This window comes from Streptomyces sannanensis (assembly GCF_039536205.1).
GTDB lineage: Bacteria > Actinomycetota > Actinomycetes > Streptomycetales > Streptomycetaceae > Streptomyces > Streptomyces sannanensis.
Genome location: NZ_BAAAYL010000001.1, coordinates 3,725,398 through 3,742,883, shown reverse-complemented (window position 1 = coordinate 3,742,883; position 17,486 = coordinate 3,725,398). Strand labels below are relative to the sequence as shown.

General features: G+C 70.4%; 11 protein-coding genes. 2 read left to right on the top strand and 9 right to left on the bottom strand.

Features of this window, described 5'->3' with window-relative positions; genetic code table 11:
• Window positions 1-29 precede the first annotated feature (29 nt).
• Entirely contained in the window at window positions 30-980 is a 951-nt protein-coding gene (locus tag ABD858_RS17670; protein WP_345038575.1) for an ISAs1 family transposase, read from the top strand.
• Window positions 863-1,129 (top strand): transposase, encoded by a 267-nt coding sequence (locus ABD858_RS17665; RefSeq protein ID WP_345044638.1) that lies wholly within the window; start codon window positions 863-865, stop codon window positions 1,127-1,129. Before ABD858_RS17670 ends, ABD858_RS17665 begins: the two co-directional genes overlap by 118 nt.
• Before the next feature lie 98 nt (window positions 1,130-1,227).
• On the opposite strand, the gene ABD858_RS17660 is transcribed toward ABD858_RS17665, so the two are convergent.
• From ABD858_RS17660 to ABD858_RS17620, 9 genes are all read right to left on the bottom strand, one after another.
• Window positions 1,228-1,725, bottom strand: coding sequence for a hypothetical protein (locus ABD858_RS17660; protein ID WP_345038573.1), 498 nt, complete (start codon window positions 1,723-1,725; stop codon window positions 1,228-1,230).
• A gap of 537 nt (window positions 1,726-2,262) precedes the next feature.
• Window positions 2,263-3,468, bottom strand: a complete 1,206-nt coding sequence (locus tag ABD858_RS17655) for a DNA polymerase III subunit delta' (protein WP_345038571.1) — start codon at window positions 3,466-3,468, stop codon at window positions 2,263-2,265.
• Between the two features lie 78 nt (window positions 3,469-3,546).
• A complete protein-coding gene (tmk, locus tag ABD858_RS17650; protein WP_345038569.1) occupies window positions 3,547-6,654 on the bottom strand; it encodes a dTMP kinase in 3,108 nt (1,035 codons plus the stop codon).
• Window positions 6,655-6,768: 114 nt separating this feature from the next.
• A complete protein-coding gene (topA, locus tag ABD858_RS17645; RefSeq protein WP_345038567.1) occupies window positions 6,769-9,600 on the bottom strand; it encodes a type I DNA topoisomerase in 2,832 nt (943 codons plus the stop codon).
• A gap of 229 nt (window positions 9,601-9,829) precedes the next feature.
• On the bottom strand, window positions 9,830-10,027 hold the full coding sequence (locus ABD858_RS17640; RefSeq protein WP_345038565.1) for a hypothetical protein: 198 nt from the start codon (window positions 10,025-10,027) through the stop codon (window positions 9,830-9,832).
• 119 nt (window positions 10,028-10,146) lie between these two features.
• A complete protein-coding gene (locus ABD858_RS17635) occupies window positions 10,147-12,273 on the bottom strand; it encodes a serine/threonine-protein kinase (protein WP_345038563.1) in 2,127 nt (708 codons plus the stop codon).
• Between the two features lie 184 nt (window positions 12,274-12,457).
• Window positions 12,458-13,957, bottom strand: coding sequence for a DUF7059 domain-containing protein (locus tag ABD858_RS17630; protein WP_345038561.1), 1,500 nt, complete (start codon window positions 13,955-13,957; stop codon window positions 12,458-12,460).
• A gap of 110 nt (window positions 13,958-14,067) precedes the next feature.
• Window positions 14,068-14,691 (bottom strand): small secreted protein, encoded by a 624-nt coding sequence (locus ABD858_RS17625; RefSeq protein WP_345038559.1) that lies wholly within the window; start codon window positions 14,689-14,691, stop codon window positions 14,068-14,070.
• 186 nt (window positions 14,692-14,877) lie between these two features.
• Entirely contained in the window at window positions 14,878-17,271 is a 2,394-nt protein-coding gene (locus ABD858_RS17620) for a sodium-translocating pyrophosphatase (RefSeq protein ID WP_345038557.1), read from the bottom strand.
• Window positions 17,272-17,486 lie beyond the last annotated feature (215 nt).

Genomic DNA, 17,486 nt, shown 5'->3' with positions numbered 1-17,486 from the left:
CTTTGATCACGAACAGGGGTCGCGTTCGCGTGCCATCCTCCCTGACCGATGTTCTCCAGCGCCACCACGGGGACGTCGACCTGCTGCGCCTGCCTGCCGGACCGTCCGAACTCACTGCGCTGGCCGACGTGCTGGACCGGCTGCCTGATCCGCGACGGGTGCGGGGCCGCCGCTATCGGCTGGGGTCGCTGCTCGCCCTGTGCCTGCTCGCGGTGCTCGGTGGCGCCACCACACTGGCCGGCATCGCCTGCTACGCCGTCGATGTCACTCCCGATGTGCGGGAAAGGATCGGGCTGCGCCGTCTGCCGCGCGCGACCACCCTGGGCCGTCTGCTGGCGCGTCTGGACGGCGAGGCCTTGGACGGCGCCGTGGGCGCCTGGCTGGCCCGACACGCAACCGACCCGGCCGCCGACGGCTTTTCCGAGCTGGTGGGGGTGGCCGTCGACGGCAAGACCGTACGCGGCAGCCGCCAGGGAACGCGGGCAGCCATCCACCTCCTCGCCGCCGTCCTGCACGAGGGCCAGGCCGTCATCTCCCAGCGGCAGATCGCCGCGAAGAGCAACGAAATCCCCGCCTTCGCCCCACTGCTGGAACGACTCGACCTGCGCAGATGCGTCATCACCGCGGACGCGATGCACACCCAGACCGGCCACGCCGAGCACGTCGTCACGCGGGGCGGGCACTACATCCTGGTGGTCAAGGGCAACCAGAAAACACTCCACCGACACTGCGACGGCTGCCCTGGCGCGACGTGCCCCTGCAACACCGCGCCCGCGCACAGGGCCACGGCCGACGCTAGATCCGCCGGCTCAAGGTCTGCACCGTCCAGCCCGGTCTCCTCTTCCCGCACGCCATGCAGGCCATCGAGGTCAAGCGCCGCCGCACCAGCCGCACGACGAACAAGACGACCATCAAGACGGTCTACGCGGTCACCAGCCTCGCTCCCGAGCAGGCCACCCCGGACCGGATCGCTGAACTGATCCGTGGACACTGGCAGGTCGAGGCCCTGCACCACGTGAGAGACGTGACCTTCGCCGAGGACGCCTCCCGCGTCCGCACAGGCACCGCACCCCGGGCGATGGCAACCCTCCGCAACATCGCCATCGGCCTTATCCGCCAGGCCGGCTGAACGAACACCGCCGCCGCGACCGACCACTACCGGTCACGAACCGACCACGCACTCCAACTACTCGATCTTGAAGCCTGAGAACGCATCAGCCCTGGCGATTAGGCTTCCTCCTCTTGCGCGGAGGCGCCAATCGGAAGGCCGTTTGCATAGGGGTCAACTGCCTCCCATTTGATTAGATAGTTGTATGCCTTGACCATCGCCGACATCTCGTTAGCCTCATCGCCGAGGCACTTCGCCACCGCAACATAGATCAGGCGAAGATGCTGCGCGATGTCGATCAGCAGCAGGTTCTCCGCATTCTGAGAGAAGTCTCCCAAGAGCCACGATCCGCGTGGATTTGGATGACCTCCCCAAGTGCAATGCGCGGCATAGTCATCGCGGGTGAAGCCGCCAGCTTCTCTCAGTTTCACCGGAGAGAACGACTTCCGAAGTTCCTTATCGTCGGCGTCTAGCCAATGCTCAATTCTTGAGTCGTCATCCGCGAAGTACGCACACAGATGGTGGTGTTCAACGAGTTGCCGAGTTAGGGCAGCGCCGGCGTACCACATATCTTGGTGGTACAAGCCAAGCGCTCCGAGCGCCGTCTTTCCGGCCATCTGGCATATCAGGGAGAGCCCGAGTACCTTCTTATCTCCTGAAGCGCGCGCGTTAGCCCGAAGTTCCTCACCTGCTGCGGCCAGCGCGTCAGCGACTATGTGCGCAACCGCGAAACGTGCGTCTCTCAGGTTTGAACTCTCCACAGATCCCCCAGGGCTGGATGGGTCGGAATCGTACCGCCTCACTGAGAGTAACAACTCTGCACGCCATTGGGGGCGTTGAAGTGTTGCCTCCCGCCAGCACGCGGCACGTACGGGTGACGAACGCCAGTGCCCCTCCCGGCAACGTTTGCCCCGTCGCGACGCTCCCCCAGCTACCTCCCCCAGCTACCTCCCCCAGCTACCGCTGGGGGTACCCCCAGGGTGCCCCCAGGGTGCCCCCAGGGTGCCCCCAGGGTGCCCCCAGGCACGCACGCTCGCTGCGTTGGCCGAAGACCCGAGGAGCGCTGCTACGAGAGTCTTCGGCCGCCGTGCGATCGCACGCACCGGACGCCGCTCCTTGACGGGCAAACGTTGCCGGTCGCGGCACCAGTGCTGTCAGCCCGCGCGCAGGGCCATCGCCATCGCCTCGACCGCGAGCAGCGGTGCCACATTGCGGTCCAGCGCCTGACGGCAGGCGAAGATCGCCTCTATCCGGCGCAGAGTGCGCTCGGGCGTGGAATCACCGGCGACCCGGTCGAGGGCGTCCCGCGCGTCCTCGTTGGCGAGAGCAGTGGCGGAGCCGAGCTGTATGGCCAGTACGTCGCGGTAGAAGCCGGTCAGATCGGTGAGCGCCAGATCCAGGCTGTCCCGCTGCGTACGGGTCGCCCGGCTCTTCTGCTTCTTCTCCAGTTCCTTCATCAGACCGGCGGTGCCGCGCGGCATCCGGCCGCCGGCCACCGCGCCGAGGGCGGCCCTCAGCTCCTCGGTCTCCTTGGCGTCGATCTCCTCGGCGACCTGCTTGGCGTCCTCCTCCGCCGCGTCGACCAGTTCCTGCGCGGCCTTCAGGCAGCCGCCGACGTCCGCCACGCGCAGGGGCAGCTTCAGTACGGCGGCGCGCCTCGTCCGCGCCCGCTCGTCGGTCGCCAGGCGGCGGGCCCGGTCGATATGGCCCTGGGTGGCGCGGGCCGCCCGGTACGCCAGCTCGGGATCGATGCCGTCGCGACGGATCAGGACGTCCGCGACGGCATCGACCGGCGGGGTGCGCAGGCCGATGTGGCGGCAGCGGGAGCGGATGGTCTGCAGCATGTCCTCCGGGGAGGGCGCACAGAGCAGCCAGACCGTCCGGGGCGCGGGCTCCTCGACCGCCTTGAGCAGTACGTTTCCGGAGTCCTCGGTGAGCCGGTCGCCGTCCTCCACGATGATCACCTGCCAGCGTCCGCCCGCCGGGGACATCTGGGCGCCGCGCACCAGCTGCTTCGCCTGGGCCTTGCCGATGGACAGCTGGTCGGTGCGCACCACCTCGACATCGGCGTGTGTGCCGATCATGGTGGTGTGGCAACCGTCGCAGAAACCGCAGCCCGGGGCCCCGCCCAGCGCGCGGTCGGGGCTGGTGCACTGCAGCGCGGCGGCGAAGACCCGAGCCGCGGTGTCCCAGCCCGAGCCGGGCGGACCGGTGAGCAGCCAGGCGTGCGTCATCTTCGAGGCATCGGGGACGGGCTCCCCGGCCGCCTCGGCGCTGACCAGGGCATCGGCGTCCCTCGCGGCGGCCAGCAGCTGGTCCTTGATGTGGTCCTGCCCGACCAGGTCGTCCCAGACGGCCATGGGTCACCGCCCTTCCTGCGCACGGTTTGCTTGCGGTCCCATTGTGGGCCAGGGGTCTGACAGTCCCGGGCCGCGCCGCTAACGCCGGCGCCTGCCGTTGCGCCCGTCGCCGTCGTCGTCCTCGTCGTCCCCGTCGAACGGGCCGAGCAGTTCGTCCGCCAGCGTCGGCAGATCGTCCAGCGGTGTCTCCTCGGCCCAGTCGGGCCGGGCGCGCGGGCGGTCGGGGTCGATCTGCGGGAGCTCACGGGTGCGGTCGTCGGCGCCCGTGGGCGCGGGCCGCTCGTCGCGGAAGAGCCCTGGCGGCACCCGGTCGGCCGGGTCCCCCGGCCGCACGGGCGGCAGCACGGCGGTCTCGGCCGCGTCCGGTGTTCCGGGCACCTGCGGCAGGACCGTCGTCTCCTCCTCGGCGGGCTCGGGCCTGCGCATGTCGGTCCGCGGTGCCGGGGCGGGGTTCTCCCGCGTCACCTCGTCCGCCGGGTACTGCGGCAGAACCGTGGTCCCGTCCGCGTCGGCCTCGGCCTTGCGCATGTCGATCCGCGGCATGGGGACCTCCTGGGTCACCTCCTCCGAACCGACGGCCGGTGTCGGCACCGTCACCTCGGAGTCGGCCGCGGCCTCCGCCGCGCGGCGGGCCTCCTCCGCCCTGAGCAGCGCCTCCTCCGCCTTGCGCTGCCTCTCGAGACGGCGCTCCTCCGCCTCGGCCCGCAGCCGGGCCTCCTCCTCGGCCTGCCTGCGGCGACGTTCGGCCTCCTCGGCGCGTGCCTTCTCCTCGGCCTCGCGCCGGGCCCGCGCCTCCTCCTCGATCAGACGGGCTGCCTCGGCCATCTGCCGGGCCTCCTCCGCCTGCCGTTCGGCCTCGCGGCGCTGCGCCTCCTCCAGTTCGCGCTGTTTGCGGGCTTCCTCCTCGGCGCGCAGGCGGGCCAGCTGCTCCTGCCGCTCGCGCTCGAGGCGCTCCTCCTCCGCCTTGCGGCGGGCCTCTTCCTCGGCCTTGCGCCGGGCCTCTTCCTCCGCCGCCTTCCGGGCCTCCTCCTGCGCCCGCAGCTCGGCCTCCGACAGCGGCAGCATCTGGTCGAGCCGGTGCCGTACGACGGTGGTGACGGCCTCGGGGTCCTGGGACGCGTCCACGACGAGGTAGCGGCCGGGGTCGGCGGCGGCCAGGGTCAGGAATCCGGCCCGTACGCGCGCATGGAACTCCGGCGGCTCGGACTCCAGCCGGTCCGGCGCCTCGGTGAAGCGTTCCCGGGCGGCCTCGGGCGAGACGTCGAGCAGCACGGTCAGATGCGGTACGAGTCCGTCCGTCGCCCAGCGCGAGATCCGGGCGATCTCGGTCGGCGACAGGTCCCGGCCCGCACCCTGGTACGCCACGGACGAGTCGATGTAGCGGTCGGAGATGACGACCGCGCCACGCGCCAGCGCGGGCCGTACGACGGAGTCGACGTGCTCGGCGCGGTCCGCCGCGTACAGCAGTGCCTCCGCGCGGTGCGAGAGGCCGGCGGACGACAGGTCGAGCAGGATCGAGCGCAGCCGCTTGCCGATCGGGGTCGCGCCGGGCTCGCGCGTGACGACGACCTCGTGCCCCTTGTCCCGGATCCACTCCGCGAGCGCCTTGACCTGTGTGGACTTCCCGGCGCCGTCGCCGCCCTCCAGGGCGATGAAGAAGCCGGTGTCGGCCGGGGCCTGCACCGGGTCGCTGCCGTGCAGCGCGTCCCTCAGATCGCGGCGCAGGGGCACACCCTGCCTGTCGTCGGTCTTGGCCAGTACGAACGCGGCGACGGGCAGCAGCAGCGCGCCCACCAGCATGAGCGTGAAGGCGGCGCCGCCGTGCGCGAAGACGAAGTCGCCGCTGGCGAGTCGGTGCGGACCGATGGCGGCCGCGAGCAGCGGGGCGGCGAGGGCGCCGATGCCGATGAAGACGCGGACGACGGCCTGCAGGTGCTCGGTGGTGCGCGACCGCCGGAATTCCTCCGTCTCCTGGTCGATCAGGGTGTGACCGGTGTTCGCCGCGACTCCGGCGGCGCAGCCGGCCAGCAGGGCGATCATCAGCACGGTCGCGGTGTCCGGCACCAGTCCCATGGCGAGCAGTGCCACACCGGTGACGGCGATCGCGAGCGCCAGCAGACGGCGCCGGGACAGCGCGGCAAGCACCTTGCCGCTGCCCGCGGCGCGGATGCCGAGCCCCGTGCCGCCGGTGAGGGCGAGTACGAGCAGCGCGAAGGTGACCGGGCCGCCGCCCAGGTCCGTGGCGTGCAGGACGGCGACGGCGGAAGCGGCGGCAATCGCCGCGGCGACGGACCCGCAGGCGAGCACCAGCAGCGGCACCGCACCGGTGCGCCCCTTGTCGGGGCCGGTGCCGGTGCTCGGCCGGCGCAGGCCCTCCAGCGGGGAACGCGGACGCGGTGTGCGGTCGCCGGGCAGTTCCATCAGGAACAGCACGGACGCGGAGGCCGCGAAGAGCCCTGCGGCGACGTACGAGCCGAGGGCCGCCTGGTGCTGCGAGAACCACACGACGCCGGAACCGAGCACATTGCCGATCAGCGTCGCCACCAGCAGGACCGCGGCCGCGGCAGGGACGGCCGCGAAGCCCGTACGCAGCGAGAGCCGGCGCAGCGCGTCCATGTGGTCCGGCAGCGGGCGCACCGTCGCGCCCTCCGGAGGTGGCGGCGGCAGGAACGCCGGAGCGGTGCTCTCCTTGGCAACCGTCCAGAAGCGCTCGGCGACACCGGTGACGAAGGCGGTGCCGAGGAGGAAGGCCAGGGCCTTGCCCGGCGTCCACCCGATCCACAGCGGCGCGACGATGAGCAGCGCGAGCCGCACCCAGTCCGACCCGATCATGGTCCAGCGGCGGTCCAGCGGACCGCTCGGCGCCGTCAGGGTCGAGACCGGGCCGAGGAGCACCGCGCCGAAGAGCAGCGTGGCGAGCGCACGGGCGCCGAGCACGGCGGCGACGGCGAAGGCCGCACCGCGGTAGCCGCCGCCGAGCGCCTGCTCGGCGACCGCCGCCTGCAGCGCCAGCAGCAGAAGTACCAGCACGGCGAGGGCGTCGCCGACGCCGCCGACGAGCTGGGCGCTCCACAGCCGCCGTAGCGGGGGGATGCGCAGCAGGGCTCGTACGGCGCGCTCGCGTGAGTCTGCGGCGAGGGCGTCGGAGACGGTGTTCACGACCGTTGGCTGCTCGGCTCGCGTCATCCGCCCAGCCTATCCGGAGTGCCCGGCTCCCTGGGGGCGTACCCGAACATACTGGCGTATTTCCGGGGCGTGGCTTTCCCCACTCCCCTTCCCGGCCCGCCCCCGGTGAGCCCGTCAGCCCTCGGCCGGGGGCTTCGCGGCCGTCGCCTTCGCCGTTGTCGCCTTCTTCGCCGTCGTCTTCTTGGCGGCCGTCTTCTTCGCCGCGGCCGTCGTCGCCTTCTTCGCCGTCGTCGTCTTCTTAGCCGCGGTCTTCTTGGCCGTCGTCTTCTTCGCGGCCGTCTTCTTCTTCACCGGGCCCTTCGCGCGCTTCTCGGCGAGAAGCTCGTAGCCGCGCTCCGGCGTGATCGTCTCGACGCTGTCGCCGGAGCGCAGCGTGGCGTTGGTCTCGCCGTCCGTGACATACGGGCCGAAACGGCCGTCCTTCACGACGACCGGGCGCTCACTGACCGGGTCGGTGCCGAGCTCCTTCAGCGGGGGCTTGGCAGCGGCGCGGCCGCGGACCTTCGGCTGGGCGTAGATGGCCAGCGCCTCGTCCAGGGCAATGGTGAAGAGCTGCTCCTCGGACTCCAGGGACCGCGAGTCCGTGCCCTTCTTCAGGTAGGGGCCGTAGCGACCGTTCTGGGCTGTGATCTCCACGCCCTCGGCGTCGGTGCCGACGACACGCGGAAGGGACATCAGCCGCAGCGCGTCCTCCAGGGTGACCGTATCGAGGGACATGGACTTGAAGAGCGAGGCCGTGCGCGGCTTGACCGCGTTCTTGCCGGTCTTCGGGGTGCCCTCGGGCAGGACCTCGGTGACGTACGGGCCGTATCGGCCGTCCTTGGCCACGATCTGGTGGCCGGACTCGGGGTCGGTACCCAGGGCGAACTCGCCGCTCGGCTTGGCGAACAGTTCCTCGGCGTACTCGACCGTCAGCTCGTCGGGGGCCAGGTCGTCCGGCACATCGGCGCGCTGATGGCCCTCCTGGTCCTTCTCACCGCGCTCGACGTACGGGCCGTAGCGGCCGACGCGCAGCATGATGTCGTTGCCGACCGGGAAGGAGGAGATCTCGCGGGCGTCGATCGCGCCCAGGTCGGTGACCAGCTCCTTCAGGCCGCCGAGGTGGTCGCCGTCGCCGTTGCCGGCCTCCGACGCGGCGCCCGCCGGGCCGCCCTCGCCGAAGTAGAAACGCTTCAGCCACGGCACGGCCTGCGCCTCGCCGCGCGCGATGCGGTCGAGGTCGTCCTCCATCTTCGCGGTGAAGTCGTAGTCCACCAGCCGGCCGAAGTGCTTCTCCAGCAGGTTGACGACGGCGAAGGACAGGAAGGACGGGACGAGGGCGGTGCCCTTCTTGAAGACATAGCCGCGGTCGAGGATGGTGCCGATGATCGATGCGTACGTGGACGGGCGGCCGATCTCGCGCTCTTCCAGCTCCTTGACCAGCGAGGCCTCGGTGTAGCGGGCCGGCGGCTTGGTCGCGTGGCCGTCCGCGGTGATCTCGTCGGCGCGCAGCGCGTCGCCCTCCGCGACCTGCGGGAGGCGCCGCTCGCGGTCGTCGAGCTCCGCGTTCGGGTCGTCGGCACCCTCGACGTAGGCCTTCATGAAGCCGTGGAAGGTGATCGTCTTGCCGGAGGCGGAGAACTCGGTGTCCCGGCCGTCGCTCGCGACGCCGCCGATCTTCACGGTGACGCTGTTGCCGACCGCGTCCTTCATCTGGGAGGCGACGGTCCGCTTCCAGATCAGCTCGTAGAGCCTGAACTGGTCGCCGGTGAGACCCGTCTCGGCGGGCGTACGGAAACGATCACCCGAAGGCCGGATCGCCTCGTGCGCCTCCTGGGCGTTCTTGACCTTGCCGGCGTAGACCCGCGGCCGCTCCGGCAGGTAGTCGGCGCCGTACAGCTGGGTGACCTGGGCGCGGGCCGCCGCGATGGCGGTGTCGGAGAGGGTCGTGGAGTCCGTACGCATGTACGTGATGAAGCCGTTCTCGTACAGCTTCTGCGCGACCTGCATGGTGGCCTTGGCCCCGAAGCCCAGCTTTCGGGAGGCCTCCTGCTGCAGGGTGGTCGTACGGAACGGCGCGTACGGGGAGCGCCGGTACGGCTTGGACTCCACCGAGCGCACCGAGAAGGACGTCCCGGCGAGCGCGGCGGCCAGCGCGCGGGCGTTCGCCTCGTCCAGGTGGAGGACGTCGGCGCCCTTCAGCCGGCCCACGGAGTTGAAGTCACGGCCCGTGGCGACACGCCGGCCGTCGACCGTGGCGAGGCGCGCGACCAGCGACGACGGGTCGGACGGGTCACCGGGGCGGCCGGTGGAGAAAGTGCCGGTCAGGTCCCAGTACTCGGCGGAGCGGAAGGCGATGCGCTCGCGCTCGCGCTCGACGACGAGGCGGGTGGCGACGGACTGCACACGGCCCGCGGACAGGCCGCGCATGACCTTCTTCCAGAGGACCGGCGAGACCTCGTAGCCGTAGAGCCGGTCGAGGATACGGCGGGTCTCCTGGGCGTCGACCATGCGCTTGTTCAGCTCGCGCGGGTTGGCGACGGCCTCCTGGATCGCGGCCTTGGTGATCTCGTGGAAGACCATCCGGTGAACCGGGACCTTGGGCTTGAGCACCTCCAGCAGGTGCCATGCGATGGCCTCGCCCTCGCGGTCCTCATCGGTGGCGAGGAAAAGTTCGTCGGACTCGGCCAGCTGCTCCTTGAGCTTTCTGACCTGGGCCTTTTTGTCCGCGTTGACGACATAGACGGGCTGGAAGTCGTGCTCGACATCCACGCCGAGCCGGCGCACCTCGCCGGTGTACTTCTCGGGCACCTCGGCGGCGCCGTTCGGAAGGTCGCGAATGTGCCCGACGCTGGCCTCGACGACATAGCCGGGGCCCAGGTAGCCCTTGATCGTCTTCGCCTTGGCAGGCGACTCGACGATGACGAGTCGGCGACCGCCCTTTGCGGTCTCGCGGGTCGGGGACAACTTGGCTCTTCTCTCCGGTCGGCACTAGGTCGGTCGTGCGGTGACGCTGCGGAGTGTGACGGTACAACCCGCCCCCGTGTCAAACGGGAAAAGCCCGCAACGGCCACTCGAACGGTAACCCGACTACCGCCATTCCTGCCGCCCGGATGGTCCGGGACCGCGTGCTCGCGTCCCGGAGAACATCGAAGAGCCGGGCCGGACACCGAAAGGTTATTCGTCCCGTTTACGGTCAGATACGGGCGAAGCACCACACCCCGAGAAAGAGAAACGCCATACCGAAGACCACGGCGAGAGCGGCCGAGGCGATGGGGCTCACACCGTGTGCGACCGGCGCGCGATGCAGAACACGCGCCCCCGTCCAGAGCAGCAACACGGCTCCGAACAGAACGAACACCGTCCCGGCGAACACCGCGGGCCCGCTCTCCATACCGACCACCATCCCGATCCGCCTGCCCGCGATTCCTCCGGAGGCCCGAGACTGGCACACTCGGGCATCCTCACCCCGAACTCCGGGGTAAGTCGTGGTGAACGGCGTGGCGGACGTGGCTATGTGTCGGTGTTCGAGGACGAGACGGTGCCTGTCATCGCCTTGCCGTCGGCGCGGCCCACGGTGCAGGCGATGTAGTGGAACCCCTTGTCCCAGGTCTCCTCCACCGTCGGGTACAGCCCGTAGATCGCCAGTGTTGCCTCCCGCGCCCACTTCGAGCCGAACTTGTTCGTGCACAGCTTCTGCGCGGTCGCCGGATCGGGTTTGTTCGAGGACTGGGACGTGGCGTAGCCGATCACCTGGTCGGTGTGCGAGTCGGCACAGGTGGTGAGCAGCGAGGACGAGGTCTTCTCCGCCTTGTTCTCCGTGTAGGTGAAGCAGTCGCCGATCTGCATCGAGGCGATTCCCATGTCCAGGCCGCTGTCACGGAAGCGCCCTATCTCGCTGCCGATCTCCACATGCCGGCCGAGCACCAGGCACGCCACCTGGCCACTGGCCCGGGTGAACGCCTGCGGGGTCGGCACCAGCGCGTACGAGGCCGCGTCCGCCATGGCGGAGGTGTCACGCTCGGTCTGGGCCCGGCAACGGACGGTGGCGTCCCTCCGGGCGGCCTCGACATCGGCGAAGATCTCCACCGCCATCACCTGGCCGTCCTGCGATCCCCCCGCACAGTCGACCACCCCGAGATTGGGGGGCGAAGCAACGGCGAAGGGCTTGCCCGGCCACACCGCGGTGACGCAGTCGCCCACGGTCAGCGCCTTCGTGAGGCCGATGCCCTCTCCGTACGGATAGAAGGGTCCCGTGTCGGCGGGCGGCGTGACCGGAGCGGTGGTGACCGGCTTTCTGCCGCCTCCGCCGCCCTCGGCGTCACTGTCGCCGGTGAGCGCGATGCCCGCTAAGGCGAGCCCTCCGATCACCAGTACCGCCGCGACCACAAGGGCGACGATCAGGGCGGGACGCGGCGCACGGCGATTCGGCGGCGCCGCACCACCGGGGCCGACCGCGGGCGTCGATCCGGATCCCGGCGGGGGTTGGTACACGGGCGCGGTCATGGCGTACGGATTCTGGTTCGGGTTCCACGTGTCGTACGAAGGCGTCGCGGAGGCATCTCGCGACGGGGTGCCCGGGCCCGGGACGTACGTCGGCGTGTACGGGGTGTTCGGCGTGACCGGGGCGCCGGGCGTGCTCGGCGTCGGGGGCCCGTACGGCACCCCCGGCGTGCCGGGTGTGCCGGGTGTGTCCGGCGCACGGCCGCCGTACCCGGCCGGCGCGAAGCCCGCACCTCCTGCCGAGGGCGGCGGACCGAAAGCCGCCGAGGGCCGCTCCCGCACCGCCTCCAGACGCCGCATCACCTGCTCGGGCGACGACCTCAGCACGGGGTCCTTGGCGAGCATGGTCAGCAGCACGGGCCCGAGCTCCCCGGCGCGGACCGGCGGCGTCGGATCCTCCGTCAGCAGGGCTGTCAGCGTGCCGTATTCGTCGTTGCGGTCGAACGGGCCGCGCCCCTCCACCACGGAGTACAGGGTCGCGCCGAGCGAGAAGATGTCGGCGGCCGGGGTCGGCGGCTCACCACGCGCCCGCTCGGGGGCGAGGTATCCGGGCGTACCGAGGATTCCCGCGGTGGCGGTGAGGCGCGGTTCGTGCGACTCGGGCCGGAGTGCGATGCCGTAGTCGGTGAGCAGGACCCTCCCGTGGGGAGCCCCTGAACCGTCCGGCGCCAGCAGAATGTTGGCCGGTTTCACATCCCGGTGCAGGATGCCCAGGCGATGTCCCGCGGCCAGCGCGTCGAGAACCGCGATGCCCACGCGCGCGGTCTCCCCGGGCGGCAGCGGGCCCGACTTCCGTACCAGCGCCTGCAGGTCGATCGCGTCCGGCACGTGCTCCATGACGATCCACGGCAGTCCTTCGTGCACCAGCACGTCATGGACCGTCGCCACATGCGGATGGCCGCGCAGCCGGGCGGCGTGCCGCGCCTCGCTGCGGGCCCGCGCGATACGTGCCGCCTGTGCGTGGGATTCCTCCGGCACGTCGGGCAGGGCGATCTCCTTGAGGGTGACCTGGCAGGCCAGTTCCTCGTCGTACGCCAGCCAGACACGACCCATGCCGCCCGCGCCCAGTTTGCGCAGCAGCCGGTAGCGGCCCGCGATGGTCCTTCCGCTGCCCTGATCCGGTGTGTCCCCCGTCATGTGCTTCCCCCGTCGTCCCCCGAGAGGTGCGCCCGGCGGAAATGGCGGGCGCGTTCCTCGAAGGTAGCCGTGGGGCGGGCTCCCGGAGGAGCCTTTTTGCGTGCAAATGCTGACACTTGAGGCGCATGCACCCCAGGACCGTCACTTCATACCGAGGGCGGCCTCAGGAGGGGCACCCCGCCCCTCACACCTCCGACGGTTCGAGGAAACCCTGCTCGATCAGAAGCCGGATCTGCGCGGGTGTGCGGTCACGCAGTTGCACCACGTCCTCTCCGACCAGCTGCGCGATGGCGTCGAGGATGCGGCCGGCCGACAGCGAGCCGTCGCACACTCCCGCGAAGCCCGCGCCGACCGTGTCGACCTTGGTGGCGCGGCGCATCCCGCGGTGCTGTCGCAGCACCACGTGCTCGGGGTCCTCGGCGCCGGGCAGCCCGACCTGCTCCTGCACGACCTCCGAGGCCAGCGTGAAGTGTTCGGCGAGCAGCGCCGCGTCGTCGTGCGTCCGCAGATAGTCCTGCCGCCGGAAATGCGCCTGGACCGCCGCGCCGAGCGGCTGCTCGACCGAATGCGGCCATTCCTCCACGGTGACCGAGGGGCGTTCGGCGCCGGACTTCCTGAGCGTGATCCAGCCGAAGCCGACCGCTCTGGTCTTACGGGCCTCGAACTCGTCCAGCCAGGCGTCGTACCGCGCGGCGTAGGCAGCGGGGTCGGCATGGTGGTCGCCGCTGTCGCGCAGCCACAGCTCGGCGTACTGCGTGATGTCCTGCACCTCGCGCTGCACGATCCAGGCGTCGCAGCCGCGCGGCACCCAGGAGCGCAGCCGGTCCTGCCACTCCTCACCCTCGACGTGCTGCCAGTTGGCGAGGAACTGCGCGTATCCGCCGTCGTTGAGCCGCTCCCCCGCCTGCTGCACAAGCGTGCGGCACAGGTCGTCACCGCCCATCCCGCCGTCGCGGTAGGTCAGCCGCGCGCCGGGGGAGATCACGAACGGCGGATTGGAGACGATCAGGTCGTACGACTCGTGCGCGACCGGCTCGAACAGCGAGCCCTCGCGCAGATCCGCCTCCGGGGCGCCGGACAGTGCCAGGGTGAGGCGGGCGAAACGCAGCGCGCGGGGATTGAGATCGGTGGCGGTGACCCGGGTGGCGTGCTGCGAGGCGTGCAGCGCCTGAATGCCGGAGCCGGTACCGAGGTCCAGGGCGGAGGCCACGGGCGTGCGCACGGTGATCCCGGCAAGGGTGGTGGACGCCCCGCCGACGCCGAGCACCACGCCCTCGTCGCGTCCGCTCGCGCCGCCGGCACCGCCGACCGCGCAGCCCAGGTCGGAGACGATGAACCAGTCCTGGCCCTCGGGGCCGCCGTACGGCCGCACGTCCACCGTCGCCCGGACCTCGTCGCCGTCCTTCACGACCCAGCCGCCGGCGAGGGCCTCGTCCAGCGGCAGCGCGGCGCGGGCCCGCTCGTAGGCCACCGGCTGCTGGAGCAGGAAGAGCCGCACCAGCTGCTCGAGCGGGGTGTCGCCACGGGTGGCCCGCAGGGCGGGAACGGTCTCGCTGCGCGCCAGCGCGGCGTACGCGGGCGCGCCGAGCAGGTCGAGCAGCCCGTCGGCCGTGAAGGCGGCGTCGAGCAGGGCTGCGCGGAAACGGACGGCGCCGTCCGGCGCGGGAAGGCTGGTCGTACTCACCGGCCCATTGTGTCGCGTACCACCGACAACGGCTCACCGCCGGCCCGTCCGGCGCCTCTGGGCGGACTCCCTACCGCTGGGAGGCGCCCCCAGGCCGGGCCTGCGGCCCGTTACGCCTTCTTGCTCGGCGACGCCGAGGCGGGGGACTCCGACGACGGCTGGGCCGACGGCGGGGCGGACGGCGTGGGCTTCTGACAGCCGGTCTGCTTGGCCATCGCCTGGCCGACCTCGCCGGACTGGAGCTTCCGCAGTGCCTCGTCGCCGGACTTGCTGATCTTCTCCAGCTCGTCGGCGACGCCCTTGAGGCCGTCCGCGAACTTCGCCTGGTCCTTGACGTCCAGCGCGTCGACCTTCTTCTGCAGGCCGGCGTAGGCGACCGCGGAGGCGTCGAGTTCCTTGACGGCCTTCTGCTGGGTCTGGTCACCGTCCTCGGCCGGCGGGGCCCCGGCGGCCTCCACGGCGTCACCGAGCGCCTTGTAGGCCTCCGAGATCTGCTGGAAGGCCTGGGAGTCCGCCGCCTGGACGTCCGCGGGCTTGCTGTTCTCCGCGGTCTGCTGCTGGATGGCCGCATTGGCGTTGGCGATCTTCTGCAGCTGGGGCTGGGCCTGACCGCAGACCTTCTTCGCCCAGGCGTCGGCCTTGTCGGCGCTGTTGTCCCCGCTGTCGCCGCAGCCAGTCAGTGCCAGCATCAGTACCGCGCCGCCGGACAGTGCGGCCGCAAGCTTCTTGTTCACCGGTTCGGTCCCTTCCAAGGCTCTCGGCCCCGGAACATACACGCCAAGTGGGCGACAACCATGTGCCGTACATCCGATATGTCATTCATTGCAGCCGTTTGCACCAAGGGAGACAAGACTCACTGAACAGCCCAACGGGCGGACACCGCGTCAGAACGCGATGCCCGCCCGCCAGTTGATCCAGTGTCAGGAAACGACCGCGGGGTCGGAGTTTGTGCCGACCTTCTCGGTGTTGCCTTCGTCACCCACGGCGATGCCGCGCCGCTTGGACACGTACACCGCGCCGATGACGATCAGGATGGCCACGGTGGCCGCGATCGCCCGGACCACCGGACTGGCGTCGTTCCCGTAGCTGAACTGCACCACGGCGGGCGCGATGAGCAGCGCCACCAGGTTCATCACCTTCAGCAACGGGTTGATCGCCGGTCCCGCGGTGTCCTTGAACGGGTCGCCCACGGTGTCACCGATGACCGTCGCGGCGTGGGCCTCGCTGCCCTTGCCGCCGTGGTGACCGTCCTCGACCAGCTTCTTGGCGTTGTCCCATGCGCCGCCCGAGTTGGCGAGGAAGACGGCCATCAGCGTGCCGGTGCCGATCGCGCCCGCGAGATACGAGCCGAGAGCACCGACTCCGAGAGTGAACCCGACTGCGATGGGCGCCATCACGGCGAGCAGGCCGGGCGTGGCCAGCTCGCGCAGGGCGTCCTTGGTGCAGATGTCGACGACCCTGCCGTACTCGGGCTTCTCCCTGTAGTCCATGATCCCGGGGTGCTCGCGGAACTGCCGCCGCACCTCGTAGACCACGGCCCCGGCCGAACGCGAGACCGCGTTGATCGCCAGCCCCGAGAAGAGGAAGACGACCGCCGCGCCGAGCATCAGCCCGACCAGATTGTTGGGCTGCGAGATGTCCAGCGACAGGCCCAGCTCCCCGGCCTTGGCGTTGACGTCCTGCACCGCGTGCGCGATGGCGTCCCGGTACGAACCGAACAGCGCCGACGCCGCGAGGACCGCAGTGGCGATGGCGATGCCCTTGGTGATGGCCTTGGTGGTGTTGCCGACCGCGTCGAGGTCGGTGAGCACCTGCGCGCCCGCGCCCTGGACATCGCCGGACATCTCGGCGATGCCCTGGGCGTTGTCGGAGACGGGGCCGAAGGTGTCCATGGCGACGATGACGCCGACCGTGGTGAGCAGACCGGTGCCGGCCAGGGCCACCGCGAAGAGGGCCAGCGTGATGGACGCTCCGCCGAGCAGGAACGCTCCGTACACGCCGAGACCGATCAGCAGCGCGGTGTAGACGGCGGACTCCAGGCCGAGGGAGATACCGGCGAGGATCACGGTGGCCGGACCGGTCAGCGAGGTCTTGCCGATGTCACGCACCGGGCGGCGGTTGGTCTCGGTGAAGTATCCGGTCAGCTGCTGGATCAGAGCGGCCAGCACGATGCCGATGGCGACGGCGACCAGGGCCAGGATCCGCGGGTCCCCGCTGTGGCCGCGGATGGCGGCCTCGGTGACGCCGTCCAGCTCGGCGTACGAGGACGGCAGATAGACGAAGACCGCCACGGCCACCAGGGTGAGCGAGACGGCCGCGGAGATGAAGAAACCGCGGTTGATGGCGGTCATCCCGCTGCGGTCGGCGCGCCGCGGGGCGACCGCGAAGATACCGATCATCGCGGTGACCACGCCGATCGCCGGAACGATCAGCGGGAAGGCGAGTCCCGAGTCGCCGAAGGCTGCCTTGCCGAGGATGAGGGCGGCGACCAGCGTGACGGCGTACGACTCGAAGAGGTCCGCGGCCATACCTGCGCAGTCGCCGACGTTGTCGCCCACGTTGTCGGCGATGGTGGCGGCGTTGCGCGGGTCGTCCTCGGGGATGCCCTGCTCGACCTTGCCCACGAGGTCGGCGCCGACGTCGGCGGCCTTGGTGAAGATGCCGCCGCCGACTCGCATGAACATGGCGATCAGGGCGGCGCCGAGGCCGAAGCCTTCCAGCACCTTGGGGGCGTCGGCCGCGTAGACGAGGACCACGCAGGAGGCACCGAGCAGACCTAGGCCGACCGTGAACATGCCGACCACGCCGCCCGTACGGAAAGCAATCTTCATTGCTTTGTGCGCGACGGCGGTCAGATCCTTTTCCGGCTCGCCGGGCCCCGGCGTCGCCTCGCGCGCGGCCGCGGCGACGCGGACATTGCTGCGTACCGCGAGACGCATACCGATGTATCCGGTCGCCGCCGAGAAGAGCGCACCGACCAGGAAGAAGACGGAGCGTCCGGCTCGCTGCGACCAGTTGTCGGCGGGCAGCATCATCAGCAGGAAGAACACCACAACGGCGAAGACGCCGAGGGTGCGCAGCTGACGGGCCAGATAGGCATTCGCGCCTTCCTGGACCGCTGCCGCGATCTTCTTCATGGAATCGGTGCCCTCGCCGGCCGCCAGAACCTGCCGCACCAGCAGCTGGGCGACGATCAGGGCCGCCAGGGCGACAGCCGCGATCACAAACACGATCAGCCGATTGTCTTCGGTGAGTACCGCGGCCGAGAGGGATGAGAGGTGGTCGGGCTGTTGTGGGTTGAAGAGCCCCGTCATTCGTCCTCCTTGACGTTCAGAGCTCAAGATGTGGACGGATTGTAGGGAGCGGAAGCCGATCAAAACAGTGGACGGCACATGCAATTGACCTTCATCCGCTACTCAGCAAATGATCGCCTCATGGAAAGCTACCCGAAAGCGGTAATGGGGCAAAAGCATTGACGCTTGATCCATGATCTAGAGAAATGAAAAAGGCCCTGCTCAGCAGGGCCGTA